Below are 14,420 nucleotides of genomic sequence, written 5' to 3'. Positions count from 1 at the left end.
CGGCAGGGCAGGGGACTTGCGCCGCCACCTCTATCTCGCAGGCGGCGTGATCAGCGTGGCGCTGGGAGCGGTCGGCGCGTTCCTGCCGATCCTGCCGACGGTCCCGTTCCTGCTTCTTGCCACCTTCTGCTTTGCCCGCTCCAACCCCGCCTGGGAGCAGCGCCTGCTCGACCACCCGCGCTATGGCCCACCCTTGCGCCAATGGCGTGAGCGCCGCGCGATTTCGCGCAAGGCCAAGACCGGCGCGCTGATCGCCATGGGCGTCAGCGTGGTCCTGACCGGCGTGACAGCAGGCTGGCCTTGGGTGCTCATTCCCTCTGCGGTCATGGCTATCACCGGCACCTGGATATGGACGCGGGCAGAGTGAGCCAGGAGCGCATCGTTGCGATTCAGGCACTCCGCTTCATTGCTGCCATTGCCGTTGCCGGCATGCATGCCGAGATATTTGCATTCTGGCTTGGGCAGTTCGTCGGTGTCGGCCTGGAGCGACCAGCATTGGCCGCGATCGGCAACTTCGGCGTCGACCTGTTTTTCGTGATCTCCGGTTTCGTGATCGTGCTGTCGTCAGAAAAACTTTTCGGCAAAGCCGGCGCTGTTCGCACATTTGCCCTGCGTCGGATCATTCGCGTGGTTCCGCTGTACTGGGCGGGGTTGCTGTTCGTGCTGCTGTGGAGCCTGCGCTTCCCGCCCGCACCCGATTGGCAGAGCATGGTGCATGCCATGCTGTTCGTGCCTTACGCATCGAACACCGCGCACGGGCGCATCGTGCCACCGCTCGAGGTGGGCTGGACGCTGAACTTCGAGATGCTGTTCTATTTCGTTGTCGCGCTGGCAATGGCGAAGGATGCTTCTGCCACTGTCCGACGCACGGCAGTCATCCTGTTCCTGCTGGTTCTGGCTGGATCATTGCTCGATCTGCCGCAGCCCCTCGCCAACTGGTCATCGCCGATCATCCTCGAACTGTCCGGCGGCACGATGCTGGCGCTGATCTACCGGGGAGGGTGGCAATTCCAGCCGCGCGTGCGCCTGTGCGCGCTAGCGCTCGCCGCCAGCCTGCTCCTCTCGCCCCTCGTCATGCCAGGGGCGGACATGAGCGGCTGGCTGCGCGTTCTGTTCTGGGGCGGCGGCAGTTGGCTTCTGCTTGCCGCGATGGTGCTGGTGCCCACCAGATCTGGGGGATCGGATGCCCGGTTCTGGAACTTCGGCGGCGATATCTCCTACGCCCTCTATATCGTCCACATGCCGGTGATGATGGTCAGCCAGATGGGCTGGCGGCATTTTCGCCTGCCCTACGGCGCAACCGAGGAAGCAATCTTCGTCGTTCTGGTTCTTGTCATGTCTCTCGTTGCTGCCGTGATTGTCCATCTGCTTTTCGAAAGGCCGCTTTCGCAGTGGCTGAGAAGCCGGGTCGTACCCATAGCCTGAATTGCAAGTTCTCTTTTTGTTCCATTTCAGATAGATTGCCTGCCTGCTCGGATTACGGAGTCGGCATGTTCAAACTCACGCTCGAGAGCGCCGGTTCAGGGACCGATTGGCCCGCCTTTGCGGCCAGTCTCGTCACCGCACTTGCCTGGCCACTGTCCGCTCTGGTCATTGCGCTGATCTTCCGCCGACCGCTGCTTGCGCTGCTGGCGCGGCTCGATGAACTGAGCTGGGGGGACAAGTCCGCCCGTTTTGCGCAACGGCTCGACCGCCTCGAATCCGAAGCCAGCCCGGCGCCGCCTGAGCCTGGCGGCCCCGAAATTGCCCTGACCGGCGATCACGCCCGCTTCCTCAAGCTGCTTGATCTCTCGCCCGGTGCCGCCGTGCTTGATTCATGGTCCGGCGTGGAAGAGGCGTTGCAATCGCTTGCCAGCGAACATGCCGTGGCCAATCCCGACGCGTCTGAGGCTGGCCGCACCCTGCAAAAACGCGGCATCCTGCCTGCCCGCACCGTCGGCATGATCGAAGAGATGCGACGCTTGCGCAACGCCGCCGCCCACGCCCAGTCCCTCTCCGTCTCCGACGCCCTGCGCTTCCGCAATCTGGCCAAGGGCGTGCTGAACGAGATCAGGCTGGCCTAAAATGTGACAAGACGGTCTTGTCGAATTCTCGAACCATCGTATTCATCCATTCTTATGGAGCTTGTCTTCGAACTCATTTTCCAGATCTTCGGAGAAATACTGCTGCAGGTGCTGTTCGAGCTACTTGCGGAGCTTGGCCTGCGTGCAATGGCAGATCCGCTTCGAAAGCCACGTACTCCCGCGTTCTCGGTTGTGGGATATACTTTATGGGGATTGATTGCGGGTGGGATCAGCCTGTTTCTGTTCCCGGCCTCGGCCATCCGGGACCCTGCGTTTCGCGCAACCAACCTTGTGGTCACGCCTCTCGCCATCGGTGCAGTTATGGCTCTGATTGGCAAGGCTCGAAACAAGCGGGGCCAGCTGCTCGTCCGTCTCGACAGCTTCGGGTACGCTTACCTGTTCGCGTTTTCGATGGCGCTCGTTCGGTTCATCTGGGCGAGTTAGGAAGTCAATCCACCGCCTCACGCAACACCGCGATCCCCTGCTCGCGCTGCGCCCGCAGTTCCTTCTTCAGCACTTGCGGATCGCGCGCGAAGATGAAGCCGAAGCTCACCCCGCCTTCCTTGCCAATCGTCGCATGGTGCAGCTTGTGGGCCTGCACGAGCCGCTTGGCATAGCCCTTCTTCGGCACCCAGCGGAACCAGCGCTGGTGGACGAGGCCATCGTGCACCAGCGTATAGATCGCGCCATAGGCCATGACGCCAAGCCCAATGAACGTCGCCGGCCACCACGCCTCTGCGCCCATCACCAGCGGGCTGCCGAGGATGAAGAAGCTGATCGAGATCGCGGCCCCAACCACGGCGTAAAGGTCGTTCTTCTCGAAGAACCCGTCGTGCGGTTCGTGATGGTCACGATGCCAGCCCCAGCCGAACCCGTGCATCACATACTTGTGGCTCGACCATGCCACGAATTCCATGACCAGCACCGTGGCAACAATGATGAACAAGGCAACAAGCGTCTGCATGGCGCTCCCTTACAACGCCTCGTCGGCCCCCGCGACACATTCTTACACTTTGCCCGAAAGTCGCGACGGCTCGTTTTTCTGCCGTTCAGCCGCCGGACGGCACTTTCTCCTCACAGACCAATGAGGAGCTTATCCCATGCGCAAGACCGTTTTCGCCGTTGTCCTTTCCACCCTTGTCGCAGGCGTCGCCACCCCGGCGCTCGCCCATGACAATGACCGCTATCCGGGCGGTAACCGCGCTGAAGCCGCCTACATGACGCCTGGCCGCAATGCCGACATCCGCCGCGACATCTGGCAGCTCGACAACCGCATCGACCGCGCCCAGCGCAACCGCGCCATCTCGCCGCGCGAAGCCCAGGGCCTGCGCCGCGATGCCCGTGACCTGAAGGCCACCTACAACCGCTACGCCGATCGCGGCCTGTCGTCGGGCGAATACCGCACGCTCGAACGCCGCGTTGCCAGCATTACCCAGCGCCTTCGCGCCGAGAAGTGGGATCGTGACGGGCGCCGCGGCTGATCGATTGGCGGATAATGTTCCAGAGGCGTAACAAAATTGCGCCTTGGGGCCTCCCGGCCCGCCCTTTCCTGCTTGAATTGCGGGGAGGGCGGGCCTAACCGCTTGTGCCATGTCGAACACCGCAAATCCCCGCACGCTCTACCAGAAGATCTGGGACGCCCACGTCGTCGAACAGCGCGATGATGGCACCGCGCTCATCTATATCGACCGTCACCTCGTCCACGAAGTGACCAGCCCGCAGGCTTTCGAGGCCTTGCGCGCCGCCGGTCGCAAGGTGCGCCGCCCCGATCTCACGCTCGCGGTGCCCGACCATAACCTGCCCACCACCGCGCGCCGCACCGCTAACGGCCAGCGCGTGCCGATTGCCGACCCTGAGTCCGCGCAGCAGCTCGAAGCGCTGGAGCGCAACGCGCCCGCTTTCGGCATCCGCTACATCGGCGATGCCGACGCCGAACAAGGCATCGTCCACGTTGTAGGGCCGGAGCAGGGCTTCTCGCTCCCCGGCGCCACCATCGTCTGCGGTGACAGCCATACTGCCTGCCACGGCGGCCTTGGCGCATTGGCCTTCGGCATCGGCACCAGCGAGGTCGAGCATGTGCTCGCGACGCAGACGCTGTTGCTCAAGCAGTCGAAGTCCATGGAAGTGCGCGTCGAAGGCACGCTGATGCCCGGCGTCACCGCCAAGGACGTCGTCCTGCACATTACCGGCGTGCTCGGCGCGGCGGGCGGCACCGGCTCGGTCATCGAATATACAGGGCAGGTCATCCGCGACCTTTCCATCGAAGGCCGCCTGACCATCTCGAACATGGCGATCGAACACGGCGCCCGCGCTGGCCTGTGCGCGCCCGATGAAAAGACCTTCGCCTACCTCAAGGGTCGTCCCTATGCCCCGAAGGGCGAGGACTGGGACAAGGCCGTCGCCTGGTGGACCAGCCTCGCCACCGATCCCGGCGCCACGTATGACAAGGTCGTGGTGATCGACGCCAAGGACATCGCGCCGTCGGTCACCTGGGGCACCAGTCCCGAGGACGTCCTGCCGATCAGCGGCCTCGTCCCCGCGCCGGAAAGCTTCGCCGACCCTTCCAAGCAGGAAGCCGCCAAGGCCAGCCTCGCCTATATGGGCCTGACGCCGGGCCAGCGCATGGAAGACGTCGAAGTCCAGAACATCTTCATCGGCTCGTGCACCAACAGCCGGATCGAGGATATGCGCGCCGCCGCCGCCATCCTCAAGGGCCGCAAGAAGGCCGACAACGTCAAGTGGGCAATCGTTGTCCCCGGCTCCGGCCTCGTCAAGCAGCAGGCCGAGGACGAAGGGCTTGACCGCATCTTCACCGAGGCCGGTTTCGAATGGCGCGAACCGGGCTGTTCGGCCTGCCTCGGCATGAACCCGGACAAGGTGCCTGCAGGCGAACGCTGCGCCTCGACCTCGAACCGCAACTTCGTCGGCCGCCAGGGCCCCGGCGCGCGCACCCATCTCGTCAGCCCGGCAATGGCCGCCGCCGCCGCCGTCACCGGCCGGTTGACTGATGTGCGCAAGCTGATCGACTGACGCGCCCGTGGCAGGCCTTCCAACAGCTGCGCTCCAGCTCGCCGGGTTCCTCATGGCCCACGCGTTCTGGACGGCGTCGGACCTGCCGCCCGGCGGCCACTACCAGCCACAGTCGCTGTGCATGCGCGCCGATGGCAGCCGCCAGCTTCAGACGTTTGACGGCGCCAGCCCCAAGGATCAGGACGCTGCCGCCCGCGCCTTCATCGGAGGCGGTGCGGCGCAATGGCCCGATTGCGCCATTGCCCGGCAGGTCAAGGTCGAGACGCCCACGGGCGAAGTCGATGCGCTGGTGATCGATGTCGTCCAGTACGGCGGCAGCGTGATGACCGTGGTGCAGGCCTTCCGTCCCGGCCCGCAGGATTTCCGCCTGCTGGGTGACGAACTCATGCTCGGTGACAACGGCCCGCTCCCGCCGCTCCCCGCCGCACAGGCCGCCGCCGCCATGCGCGAAGGCGCGCTTGATCACACTGGCCTTGGCGACAAGTGGCAGCAATGGGAATCCTCCCGCGATCCCGTCAGCCCGCTGGTCCAGAAGTAAGCCTGCTCAAACCCCAATAAACCCGCTCATGCTGAGCTTGTCGAAGCATCCGGCGCAGCGGCCGCGGGAGCACCCTTCGACACGCTCAGGGTGAGCGGTGTGAGGGGGAACTGCGTGGCAGCTATTGCCAGCAATTTACAACACCCCAGTCGAAGCTTAGCCTCTCCTCAACCAAGGAGGGGTGATCCATGGACATGATCAAGGGCGTGCGCGTGCCCGAACGCGTCTATCGCGGCGTGCTCTGGGCGGTTTCCATCGTCTTTGCCGGTTTCATCGTCGGCCTCGGCAACCTCGTCATCGGCGATCTGCCGATGGTCGAGGAACAGGTTTACACCGCCCCCGCCGACGACTCCCCTGCGATCCGGCAGGTCCGCGACGAGATCCGCAAGATCGGCGACAGCAAGACTGCCATCGACGACAAGCTCGAAATCCAGCGCCTCCAGCTCGATCAGGCACAGCGCCAGTCCAGCACCGCCAACGAAACCTTCAAGGCCTGGATCGCCGCGCGCACCGCCACGACCAATCCGGCGCAGGACCCCGAAGTTCTCGCCCGCACCCGCGAACTCGAACAGCTCAAGGCCAACGAACGCAGCATCCAGCAGGCGATTGCAAACCTCGAGAACGAGCGCGCCCCGCTCGACCAGCGCGAAAGCACGCTGCGCCTGCGCGAAAACCAGCTGATCTCCGACGCTATCCCGGCGCAGGAGCGCGCGATGTTCTGGCAGGAACTGCGGGTTTTCGGCCTGCGGCTGCTGATCACCCTGCCAATGCTTGGCCTGGCCGCATGGATGGTGGTGAAGAAGCGCAAGAGCGATCACTGGCCGCTGATGCGCGGCTTCGTGCTCGCTGCCGTATTCGTGTTCTTCGTCGAGCTCGTGCCCTACCTGCCGAGCTACGGCGGCTACATCCGCTATGCCGTAGGCATCATCCTGACTTTCGCCGCCGGGCACTTCCTCATCAAGAACATGCGCGCCTATCTCGCGCACCGGCAGGAAGTCGAGGCGCAAGCCGAAAAGGAACGCCGCGCCCGCGTCAGCCATGACGAGGCGTTCAAGAAGATGGCCGCCAAGGTCTGCCCCGGCTGCGACCGTCCGATCTCGACCACCGGCGATGCCGAAGCCAACTTCTGCGTTCACTGCGGCATGACCCTGTTCGACCACTGCCACAGCTGCAACACACGCAAGATGGCCTTCTTCCGCTTCTGCATGACCTGCGGCACGCCTGCGAAGGACGAGGCACCCCGAGACACCGTCGCTCCAGCCCCGGCGTGACGATCCGCAAGTCCTCCTTCGCTCCCGTCGTCGATCGGCACACCCGTGTCCTCATCCTCGGCAGCCTGCCGGGTGAGGCGAGCCTTGCCGCCGCGCGCTATTACGCCAATCCGCGCAACCAGTTCTGGCGGCTGGTCGGCGCAGTGGTCGACATCGATCTCGTCGCGCAGGACTATGAACGCCGCCTCGAAACCCTGCTCGCCCATCGCATCGGCCTTTGGGATTCGATCGGTTCGGCCACGCGTTCGGGCAGCCTCGATACCGCCATTCGTGATGTCGCGCCCAATGCGCTGGCCACTCTTGCCGCCGCCCTCCCGCAACTGCGATGCATCGCCTTCAACGGTGCCAAGTCGGCCAGCATCGGCACGCAGCAACTGGCCGGGGGAGGGACCTTCGAACTCCTGCGGCTGCCATCCAGCAGTCCGGCGCACGCCTCGCTGACCTATGAGGCGAAGCTTGGCGAATGGACGAAGCTGCGGAAATTCCTCGCCTGAGCCTTGCAATCGCAGAACGCCCGGCCAATCTTGGCTACACGTTTCAAGGAGTTCTCAAGCGTGACCAAGAAGACGGACTGGACCGGCAAGGCAGCCATGGCGGGCGCGGCAATCGGCTCGGCAGCACTGGCCGCAGCCCTGCTCTATGCGTCGCGCCGCAAGGAACGCGCAGAGAAGACCGAACCCAAGGCCCCGCCCGCCGACGCGCCCGAGACCGACTGAGTTTGCACAGGCGATGGGCCGCGGCCTGCGCCGGAGCGACGAACGGGGGAACGGTTCAATTCCGTCATCCCGGCGCAGGCCGGGATCCACAACCTCTCCGACACGTAACTATATTGCGCCATCTCGCCCATTGCATCGCCTAACCGGCAAGCTATAGCGACGGCCATGGAACCGGTGAAGCAGATCGAAGGACGGGCCATCCCGTTCGGCCGCAAGAACGTCGATACCGACGTGATCATCCCTGCCAAGTGGCTCAAGACGATCACCCGTCAGGGTCTCGGCAAGGGCGCGTTCGAGGCCTTGCGCGCCGATCCTGACAACATCTTTGACAGCGTGGAATTTTCCGGCTCGCCGATCCTGATCGCCGGTGACAACTTCGGCTGCGGCTCCAGCCGCGAACACGCCGCCTGGGCGCTGGGCGACATGGGCATCAAGGCCGTGATCGCACCCTCCTTCTCCGACATTTTCTCAGGCAACGCCTTCAAGAACGGCATCCTTACCGTCGTGCTGCCGCAAGAGGCGATCGACCGCCTGATGGAAGTCGCGCAGACCGATCCCGTCTCGATCGACCTTGAAACCCAGACGGTGACGACGCCATTCCAGGATCGCTTCACCTTCGAGATCGACCCGTTCCGCAAGCACTGCCTGCTCAATGGCCTTGACGAGGTCGGCCTGACCATGGCCCGGGGCGATGCCATCGCGACGCACGAAGCGAAGATGCGCGACAGCCTGCCCTTCCTCGCGCGTGGCACGGATGCCGTAGCGGCAGCTTAACTGCGCACTTAACAGGGCTTCCCAAGGCGCGCAAAACTTGCTTCCCTGATGCGGAGCGGATCGAATCCGCAACTATTGGGAGAAGTGAAATGAAGGCTCTGCGCACCCACGCTGCAGGCGGACCCGAAACCCTGGTCATGGATGACCTGCCCGATCCGGTGCCGGGGAAGGGCGAAGTGCTTGTGCGCGTCCACGCCTGCTCGATCAACTTCCCCGACACGCTGATGATCCGCGATCTCTACCAGTTCAAGCCCGAGCGACCTTACGCTCCCGGCAGCGAACTCGCGGGTGAAATTGAAGCATTGGGCGAGGGCGTGACCGGGTGGTCCGTCGGAGACCGCGTAATCGCCATGATCGGCAACGGCGGCTTGGCCGAAAAGGTCGTGGCCCCGGTCGCGCGCCTGTTCCCGCTGCCCGATGGCGTCGACTATGCCACCGGCGCTTCGTTGTTGATGACTTACGGCACCACCATCCACGGCCTCAAGGATCGCGGCCACATCAAGGCTGGTGATACCGTGCTGGTCCTCGGCGCGGCAGGCGGTGTCGGACTTTCCGCCGTCGAACTCGCCAAGGCCTTCGGCGCCCGGGTGATCGCTGCCGTCTCCAGCGAGGAAAAGGCACAAGTCGCACGCGACGCCGGCGCAGACGATGTCGTGATCTACGGCCGCCCGCCGTTCGACAAGGCCCAGTCCAAGGCGCTGGCTGGACAGCTCAAGGCAGCCTGCGGCCCGAATGGCGCGGACATCGTCTACGATATCGTCGGCGGCGATTATTCCGAACCGGCCCTGCGTGCGATCGCGTGGGAAGGCCGCTTTCTCGTCGTCGGCTTCCCGGCCGGCATCGCCAGGCTTCCGCTCAATCTCACCTTGCTCAAATCATGCGACGTCTGCGGCGTGTTCTGGGGCGCATGGACCGCTCGCGAACCTGCCGCCTTCAAGGCCGAGGTCGAGGAACTCTTTGCGCTGCTCAAGGCCGGCAAGATCAACCCGCGCGTCTCGCAGCGCTACACGCTCGATCAGGGGCGCGAAGCCATCGCCCTGCTCGAAAACCGTCAGGCCATGGGCAAGGTCGTAGTCGAGATGATCGGCTGACCATGCAAGCGCCCCTCCTCTTCTTGGGGAGGGGGTGATGGCCTCAGCCGTCCTGGTCTGCAGTGGTGTAGGTGGGCAGCCCCAGCTTCCACCAGATCGCTGCGCCTCTGAGCGCAAAGCCGGCCAGCGCAGCCACCGGCCAGACTATGCCGCGATCAAGTCCCAGCGCCGCGCCGGCGGCACAGACCCCTGCGGAAAGCGCAGCCGCCGTCACGTAAAGTTCGGGCCGCATCAGGATCGAGGGCCTTCCTGCCAGCACGTCGCGGATGATGCCGCCGACACAGCCGGTGATCACACCCATCAGCACGGCCGGCACAGGCGATACGCCGAACGCCAGCGCCTTGGCCGTGCCCAACACGGCATAGGCGCCAAGTCCCGCCGCGTCGGCCCATTCCAGCACTGGCCGCTCCCACCAGCGGTGCGGGGTGAACCACGCCACCAGCGCCACGCCCAGGCACACTGGCGCCACCCACGGATCACGCACCCAGAACACCGGCGCGCCGATCAGCAGGTCGCGAACCGACCCGCCGCCCACGCCCGTCACCAGCGCAAAGAACGCCATCGTCACGAATGTCTGCCTGAGCTGCGCCGCCAGAAGTGCGCCGGTCAGGGCGAAAACGGCAATGCCGACAAGATCGAGCAGGCCGATCAGTGCCGAAAGGTCGGCGTTGGGCAACGGGGAGGGCATGCGGGCCTTACTGGCCCAGCAAAGCTTCCAGCTTGCCCTTCAGCTCCTGGATGCGCGTCGCTGCCTCGGTGAAAGTCTTGACGTCCTCGCGGTTGTTGTTGCCGCGCGCTTCCTTCGCCGCTTCGACATAGCCCTCGAGATCGGCTTCCAGAGCATCGATCAGGATTTCGGTCTCGTCTTCGGTCAGGGTCAGCTTGATGGCCATCGTGGCACTCCTTCGATTCAAACCCTGCGGTTACCGTCACAGGCGGCAGGGCACAAACGAAAGCTTCAGGCTTTTGTCGCGAAGAAGATCACGTGATGTAGCGGCTTGCGTCCTTCGCGCGGCTCTTCGCCGGCATCGACGCTGGCCACGTCAACGGTAAAGCCCGCCTGCTCGAGCAGTTCGACGAAAGCCGGGTCTTCGAAAGCAGACCACACTGCAAGGATGCCGCCCGGCCGCAGCGCGCGGGATGCCGCTTCCAGTCCGTCGGGCGAATAGAGCCACCCGTTTATCATGCGCGTCAGCCCTTCGGGGCCGTTGTCGACATCGAGCAGGATCGCATCGTAGCCACCACGCGCGGAATCGATCAGCATGGCCACGTCATCGTGCACCAGCTGCACGCGCGGATCATCAAGGCAGCCGGCGGTCAGCTGCGCCATCGGACCAAGCGCCCACGCAACGATTTCCGGCACGATCTCGGCCACGGTGACGCCAGCCTTGGGACCGAGCACGGCAAGTGCTGCCCGCAAGGTGAAGCCCAATCCGTAGCCACCGATCAGCATCTGCAGATCGTCACGGCCGACAAGGCGCGCGCAGGTCATTTCCGCCAGCTGCACTTCCGAAGCGCAGACGTCGGTGCTCATCAATTCGTTGCGGTCGAGCAGGATGACGAAGTCCTCGCCATTGCGTACCAGCCGCAGCCTCGCACCATCGGGCACGCGGCAGGTGTCGATCAGTTCGTCGCCGTCTTCCAGCTCCCACATCGGTGGAGGGGCGTGGGGTGAAGCTCCGTGAACCGGAAGGGCGGCGTCCAACGCCTACTTCTTCCGCGCCTTGCGGGCGGCGTAGCGGGCATCGCGGGCAGCCTTCTGCGCGGCTGCCAGCTCTTCCGCACTTGGCGGCGCGGGGGCATTGGCCTGCTCGGCAGCGCGCTTGGCTTTCTCGGCCTTCTCTTCCTCGCGCTTGAGGCGAGCCGCCTCGCGCTTTTCCGCTTCGGCCTTTTCCTTGGCCTCGGCGCGGGCGATCTTCTCGGCCAGCACTGCCGGGTCCACCGGCGCCTTCGCCTTGGCCTTCATCGCCTCGATAGCCTTGGCGCGTGCCTGTGCCGAAGCATCGCGACGGTCGCCAAGACCGGGTTCCTTGTAACCTGCCATGTTATTCGTTTGCTTTCCTTATTCCGCTTGGCCGCTAGCAGGGCAGGGGGCAAATGTCACGCCGCAACGCCAAGTGCTTCTGACCCAAACGAAAAGGGCCGCCCCGAAGGACGGCCCCCGTATTCGCTGAGGTGAGTCCGATCACATGTGAATCGGCTTGCCCGTCACCGCCATCGCCGCTTCCTTGAGCGCTTCCGAATGGGTCGGGTGCGCGTGGCAGGTATAGGCAATGTCTTCGCTGGTCGCGCCGAATTCCATCGCCTGTGCCGCCTGCGCAATCATCGTGCCGGCAACCGAGGCAATGCACCACACGCCCAGAACGCGGTCGGTCTTGGCGTCGGAGATCACCTTCACGAAGCCGTCCGGCTCATGGTTGGTCTTGGCGCGGCTGTTGGCGAGCATCGGGAACTTGCCGACCTTGATCTCGCCTTTTTCCTTCGCGGCCTCTTCCGTAAGACCGACACCGGCGAATTCAGGCATCGTGTACACTACGCCGGGAATCACGTCATGGTTCACGATTCCGGTGAGCCCGGCGATGTTTTCGGCCACGGCAATGCCTTCGTCCTCGGCCTTATGAGCCAGCATCGGGCCCGGAATCACGTCGCCCACGGCCCAAACGCCCGGGACCTTGGTGGCAAAGTCGTGGTCGGTTTCGATCTGACCGCGCGCGTTCAGTTCGAGCCCGATCTTGTCGAGGCCGAGGCCGTCGACATTGGGCCGACGCCCGATTGCCACCAGCACGCAGTCAGCCTCGATGGTCGCAGCCTCGCCGCCCTTTGCAGGCTCGACAGTCAGCGTGGCCTTTCCGCCTTCCACTGCAACGCCGGTCACCTTCGTGCCGAGCTTGATGTCCATGCCCTGCTTCTTGAAGATCTTGGCGGCTTCCTTGCGCACGTCGCCGTCCATGCCGGGCAGCAACTGGTCGAGAAATTCGACGACCGTCACCTTCGCACCAAGGCGGCGCCACACCGAGCCGAGTTCCAGCCCGATCACGCCGCCACCGATGACCACCATGTGGTTCGGTACGCGGTTCAGCGCCAGTGCACCGGTGCTGTCGACGATCACGCCCGCATCGTTGTCCACGGTCACGCCCGGCAGGGGAGTAACGCTCGAACCGGTGGCGATCACGATGTTCTTCGCGGTGACCTTCTGGCCAGCCACGGTCACGCTGTGCGCGTCCTCGAACGCAGCGTAGCCCTTGAGCCAGGTCACCTTGTTCTTCTTGAACAGGAATTCGATGCCGCCGGTCAGGCCCTTCACCGAATCCGCCTTCTGCGCCTGCATCGCATCCAGATCGAGCTCGACCGCGCCAGTCTTGATGCCATAGCTGGCGAACGTGCCGTTCCGCGCCTCGTCGAACTTCTCCGAGCCGTGCAGCAGCGCCTTGGAGGGAATGCAACCGACGTTGAGGCAGGTTCCGCCCAGCGTCTCGCGCCCTTCGGCACAAGCGGTCTTGAGGCCCAGTTGCGCCGCGCGGATCGCCGCGACATAACCGCCGGGGCCACCACCGATGACAAGGACGTCGTAATCGTATTCAGCCATTTTCCGGCTCCATTGCGCGTTCGTGCTGCGCCAAGCTCAGCACGAACGGCTTCAGATTCAAGTCAGTTCCGTACTGTCCGCTCAAAGATCGATCAGCAGGCGGGTCGGGTCCTCGATCGCTTCCTTGATCGTCTTCAGTGCCGTCACTGCCTCGCGACCGTCGATGATACGGTGGTCATAGGACAGCGCGATGTACATCATCGGGCGCACCACGATCTCCCCATTGCGGACGACCGGGCGGTCCTCGATGCGGTGCAGGCCGAGCACGGCCGACTGCGGCGGGTTGATGATCGGGGTCGACATAAGCCCGCCGAACACGCCGCCGTTGGAGATGGTGAAAGTGCCGCCCGCCATGTCGGCCATGGTCAGCGTGCCGTCGCGCGCCGCCTTGCCGTAATTGGCAATCGCCTTCTCGATGTCGGCAAAGCTCATCTTGTCGACATCGCGCACCACCGGCACGACCAGCCCGTTCGGAGCCGAGACCGCGACCGAGATGTCGACGTAGTCGAAGTAGACGATCTCATCGCCCTGCATCTGCGCGTTGACGGCCGGAATGTCCTTCAGTGCCAGAACCGAGGCCTTGGCGAAGAACGACATCAGGCCAAGCTTCACGCCGTGCTTCTTCTCGAACACGTCCTTGTACTTGGCGCGCGCTTCCATGACGGCAGTCATGTCCACGTCGTTGAACGTGGTCAGCAGGGCGGCGGTTTCCTGCGCGCTCTTGAGGCGCTTGGCGATGGTCTGGCGCAGTCGCGTCATCTTGACGCGCTCTTCGTTGCGACCGCCAGCCGGAGCAGCAGCAGGCGCCGCGGCCGGAGCCGACACTGCCGGAGCAGGCGAGGCCTGCTTGGCCGCAGCCGCCGCCATCACGTCTTCCTTGGTCAGGCGCCCGTCCTTGCCAGTGCCCTTCACGGTCGAAGGATCGATGCCATATTCCAGCACCGCACGGCGGACCGCGGGCGAGAGCGCGGCTGCGTCACCCGAAGGCGCAGCCGCAGGAGCCGCAGCAGGTGCTTCCGAAGCCGAAGCGGGCGGAACCGGCGCTTCGGTGCGCGGGGCAGGGGCCTGTGCGCCAGCGGCCGCCACGCTGTCCTCGATCAGCGCGAGCAGCGCGCCGACGTTCACCGTGTCGCCCTCGTTGGCCACGAGCGCGCCAAGCACGCCCGCAGCCGGAGCCGGAACCTCGACCGCGACCTTGTCGGTCTCGAGGCTGACGATCGGCTCGTCCAGTGCCACGGCCTCGCCGGGCTTCTTCAGCCACTGGCCGACGGTTGCTTCGCTGACGCTTTCACCCAGCGTCGGAACCTTCACTTCAATCGACATAATTCATGTTCCTCGGGGAGAAGGAAAA

19 protein-coding genes are annotated in these 14,420 nt (G+C 64.5%); 12 read left to right on the top strand and 7 right to left on the bottom strand.

Translation table 11 applies throughout. The features are described from left to right. The first annotated feature begins 16 nt into the window (after window positions 1-16). The 4 genes from ACZ1JY_RS05970 (at window position 17) to ACZ1JY_RS05955 (ending at window position 2,507) form a co-directional block, all read left to right on the top strand. Window positions 17-367, top strand: coding sequence for a YbaN family protein (locus tag ACZ1JY_RS05970; RefSeq protein WP_118073416.1), 351 nt, complete (start codon window positions 17-19; stop codon window positions 365-367). Further along, window positions 364-1,425 (top strand): acyltransferase family protein, encoded by a 1,062-nt coding sequence (locus ACZ1JY_RS05965; protein WP_465130677.1) that lies wholly within the window; start codon window positions 364-366, stop codon window positions 1,423-1,425. Before ACZ1JY_RS05970 ends, ACZ1JY_RS05965 begins: the two co-directional genes overlap by 4 nt. Before the next feature lie 65 nt (window positions 1,426-1,490). Further along, a complete protein-coding gene (locus ACZ1JY_RS05960; protein WP_465130676.1) occupies window positions 1,491-2,063 on the top strand; it encodes a hypothetical protein in 573 nt (190 codons plus the stop codon). 54 nt (window positions 2,064-2,117) lie between these two features. Beyond that, a complete protein-coding gene (locus ACZ1JY_RS05955; RefSeq protein WP_465130675.1) occupies window positions 2,118-2,507 on the top strand; it encodes a hypothetical protein in 390 nt (129 codons plus the stop codon). A gap of 4 nt (window positions 2,508-2,511) precedes the next feature. Here ACZ1JY_RS05955 and ACZ1JY_RS05950 read toward each other — a convergent pair whose 3' ends face one another. Next, window positions 2,512-3,027, bottom strand: coding sequence for a sterol desaturase family protein (locus tag ACZ1JY_RS05950; protein ID WP_465130674.1), 516 nt, complete (start codon window positions 3,025-3,027; stop codon window positions 2,512-2,514). Between the two features lie 136 nt (window positions 3,028-3,163). Here ACZ1JY_RS05950 and ACZ1JY_RS05945 point away from each other — a divergent pair, with 136 nt between their 5' ends. From ACZ1JY_RS05945 to ACZ1JY_RS05910, 8 genes are all read left to right on the top strand, one after another. Further along, a complete protein-coding gene (locus ACZ1JY_RS05945) occupies window positions 3,164-3,544 on the top strand; it encodes a hypothetical protein (protein WP_465130673.1) in 381 nt (126 codons plus the stop codon). Window positions 3,545-3,653: 109 nt separating this feature from the next. Further along, window positions 3,654-5,093 carry a 3-isopropylmalate dehydratase large subunit gene (leuC, locus tag ACZ1JY_RS05940; RefSeq protein ID WP_465130672.1) on the top strand — a complete coding sequence of 480 codons (1,440 nt, stop codon included), beginning with the start codon at window positions 3,654-3,656 and terminating at the stop codon, window positions 5,091-5,093. A 7-nt stretch (window positions 5,094-5,100) separates the two neighbouring features. After that, window positions 5,101-5,631, top strand: coding sequence for a hypothetical protein (locus tag ACZ1JY_RS05935; protein ID WP_162895986.1), 531 nt, complete (start codon window positions 5,101-5,103; stop codon window positions 5,629-5,631). Between the two features lie 188 nt (window positions 5,632-5,819). After that, the gene (locus tag ACZ1JY_RS05930) at window positions 5,820-6,902 is read left to right on the top strand and encodes a zinc ribbon domain-containing protein (protein WP_465130671.1); all 1,083 of its coding nucleotides are present in this window, start codon (window positions 5,820-5,822) and stop codon (window positions 6,900-6,902) included. Continuing rightward, window positions 6,899-7,396: a DNA-deoxyinosine glycosylase gene (locus ACZ1JY_RS05925; RefSeq protein ID WP_465130670.1), complete on the top strand. Its 498-nt coding sequence runs from the start codon at window positions 6,899-6,901 to the stop codon at window positions 7,394-7,396. The genes ACZ1JY_RS05930 and ACZ1JY_RS05925 overlap by 4 nt, the downstream gene beginning before the upstream one ends. A 60-nt stretch (window positions 7,397-7,456) precedes the next feature. Next, window positions 7,457-7,618 carry an LPXTG cell wall anchor domain-containing protein gene (locus tag ACZ1JY_RS05920; protein WP_156135865.1) on the top strand — a complete coding sequence of 54 codons (162 nt, stop codon included), beginning with the start codon at window positions 7,457-7,459 and terminating at the stop codon, window positions 7,616-7,618. A 165-nt stretch (window positions 7,619-7,783) separates the two neighbouring features. Next, entirely contained in the window at window positions 7,784-8,392 is a 609-nt protein-coding gene (leuD, locus tag ACZ1JY_RS05915; protein WP_465130669.1) for a 3-isopropylmalate dehydratase small subunit, read from the top strand. Between the two features lie 89 nt (window positions 8,393-8,481). After that, entirely contained in the window at window positions 8,482-9,483 is a 1,002-nt protein-coding gene (locus ACZ1JY_RS05910; RefSeq protein ID WP_465130668.1) for an NADPH:quinone oxidoreductase family protein, read from the top strand. 43 nt (window positions 9,484-9,526) lie between these two features. Here the strand turns inward: ACZ1JY_RS05910 and ACZ1JY_RS05905 are convergent, their stop codons facing one another. The 6 genes from ACZ1JY_RS05905 to odhB form a co-directional block, all read right to left on the bottom strand. After that, window positions 9,527-10,171: a trimeric intracellular cation channel family protein gene (locus ACZ1JY_RS05905; RefSeq protein ID WP_465130667.1), complete on the bottom strand. Its 645-nt coding sequence runs from the start codon at window positions 10,169-10,171 to the stop codon at window positions 9,527-9,529. A gap of 7 nt (window positions 10,172-10,178) precedes the next feature. Next, window positions 10,179-10,376, bottom strand: a complete 198-nt coding sequence (locus ACZ1JY_RS05900) for a hypothetical protein (RefSeq protein ID WP_118073428.1) — start codon at window positions 10,374-10,376, stop codon at window positions 10,179-10,181. A gap of 65 nt (window positions 10,377-10,441) precedes the next feature. After that, on the bottom strand, window positions 10,442-11,137 hold the full coding sequence (locus ACZ1JY_RS05895; protein ID WP_118073429.1) for a spermidine synthase: 696 nt from the start codon (window positions 11,135-11,137) through the stop codon (window positions 10,442-10,444). A 54-nt stretch (window positions 11,138-11,191) separates the two neighbouring features. Continuing rightward, complete coding sequence (locus ACZ1JY_RS05890; protein ID WP_118073430.1) at window positions 11,192-11,527, bottom strand: DUF6481 family protein; 336 nt, start codon at window positions 11,525-11,527, stop codon at window positions 11,192-11,194. Window positions 11,528-11,668: 141 nt separating this feature from the next. Further along, on the bottom strand, window positions 11,669-13,069 hold the full coding sequence (gene lpdA / locus ACZ1JY_RS05885) for a dihydrolipoyl dehydrogenase (protein ID WP_168903705.1): 1,401 nt from the start codon (window positions 13,067-13,069) through the stop codon (window positions 11,669-11,671). An 81-nt stretch (window positions 13,070-13,150) separates the two neighbouring features. After that, window positions 13,151-14,392: a 2-oxoglutarate dehydrogenase complex dihydrolipoyllysine-residue succinyltransferase gene (gene odhB / locus ACZ1JY_RS05880; protein WP_465130666.1), complete on the bottom strand. Its 1,242-nt coding sequence runs from the start codon at window positions 14,390-14,392 to the stop codon at window positions 13,151-13,153. Between the last annotated feature and the right edge of the window lie 28 nt (window positions 14,393-14,420).

The sequence above is a fragment of the Novosphingobium sp. BL-A-41-Hi4B-X5A genome (genome assembly GCF_055521705.1).
The sequence above is the reverse complement of the archived record's forward strand: the minus strand, read 5'-3'. Positions and strand labels throughout refer to the sequence as shown.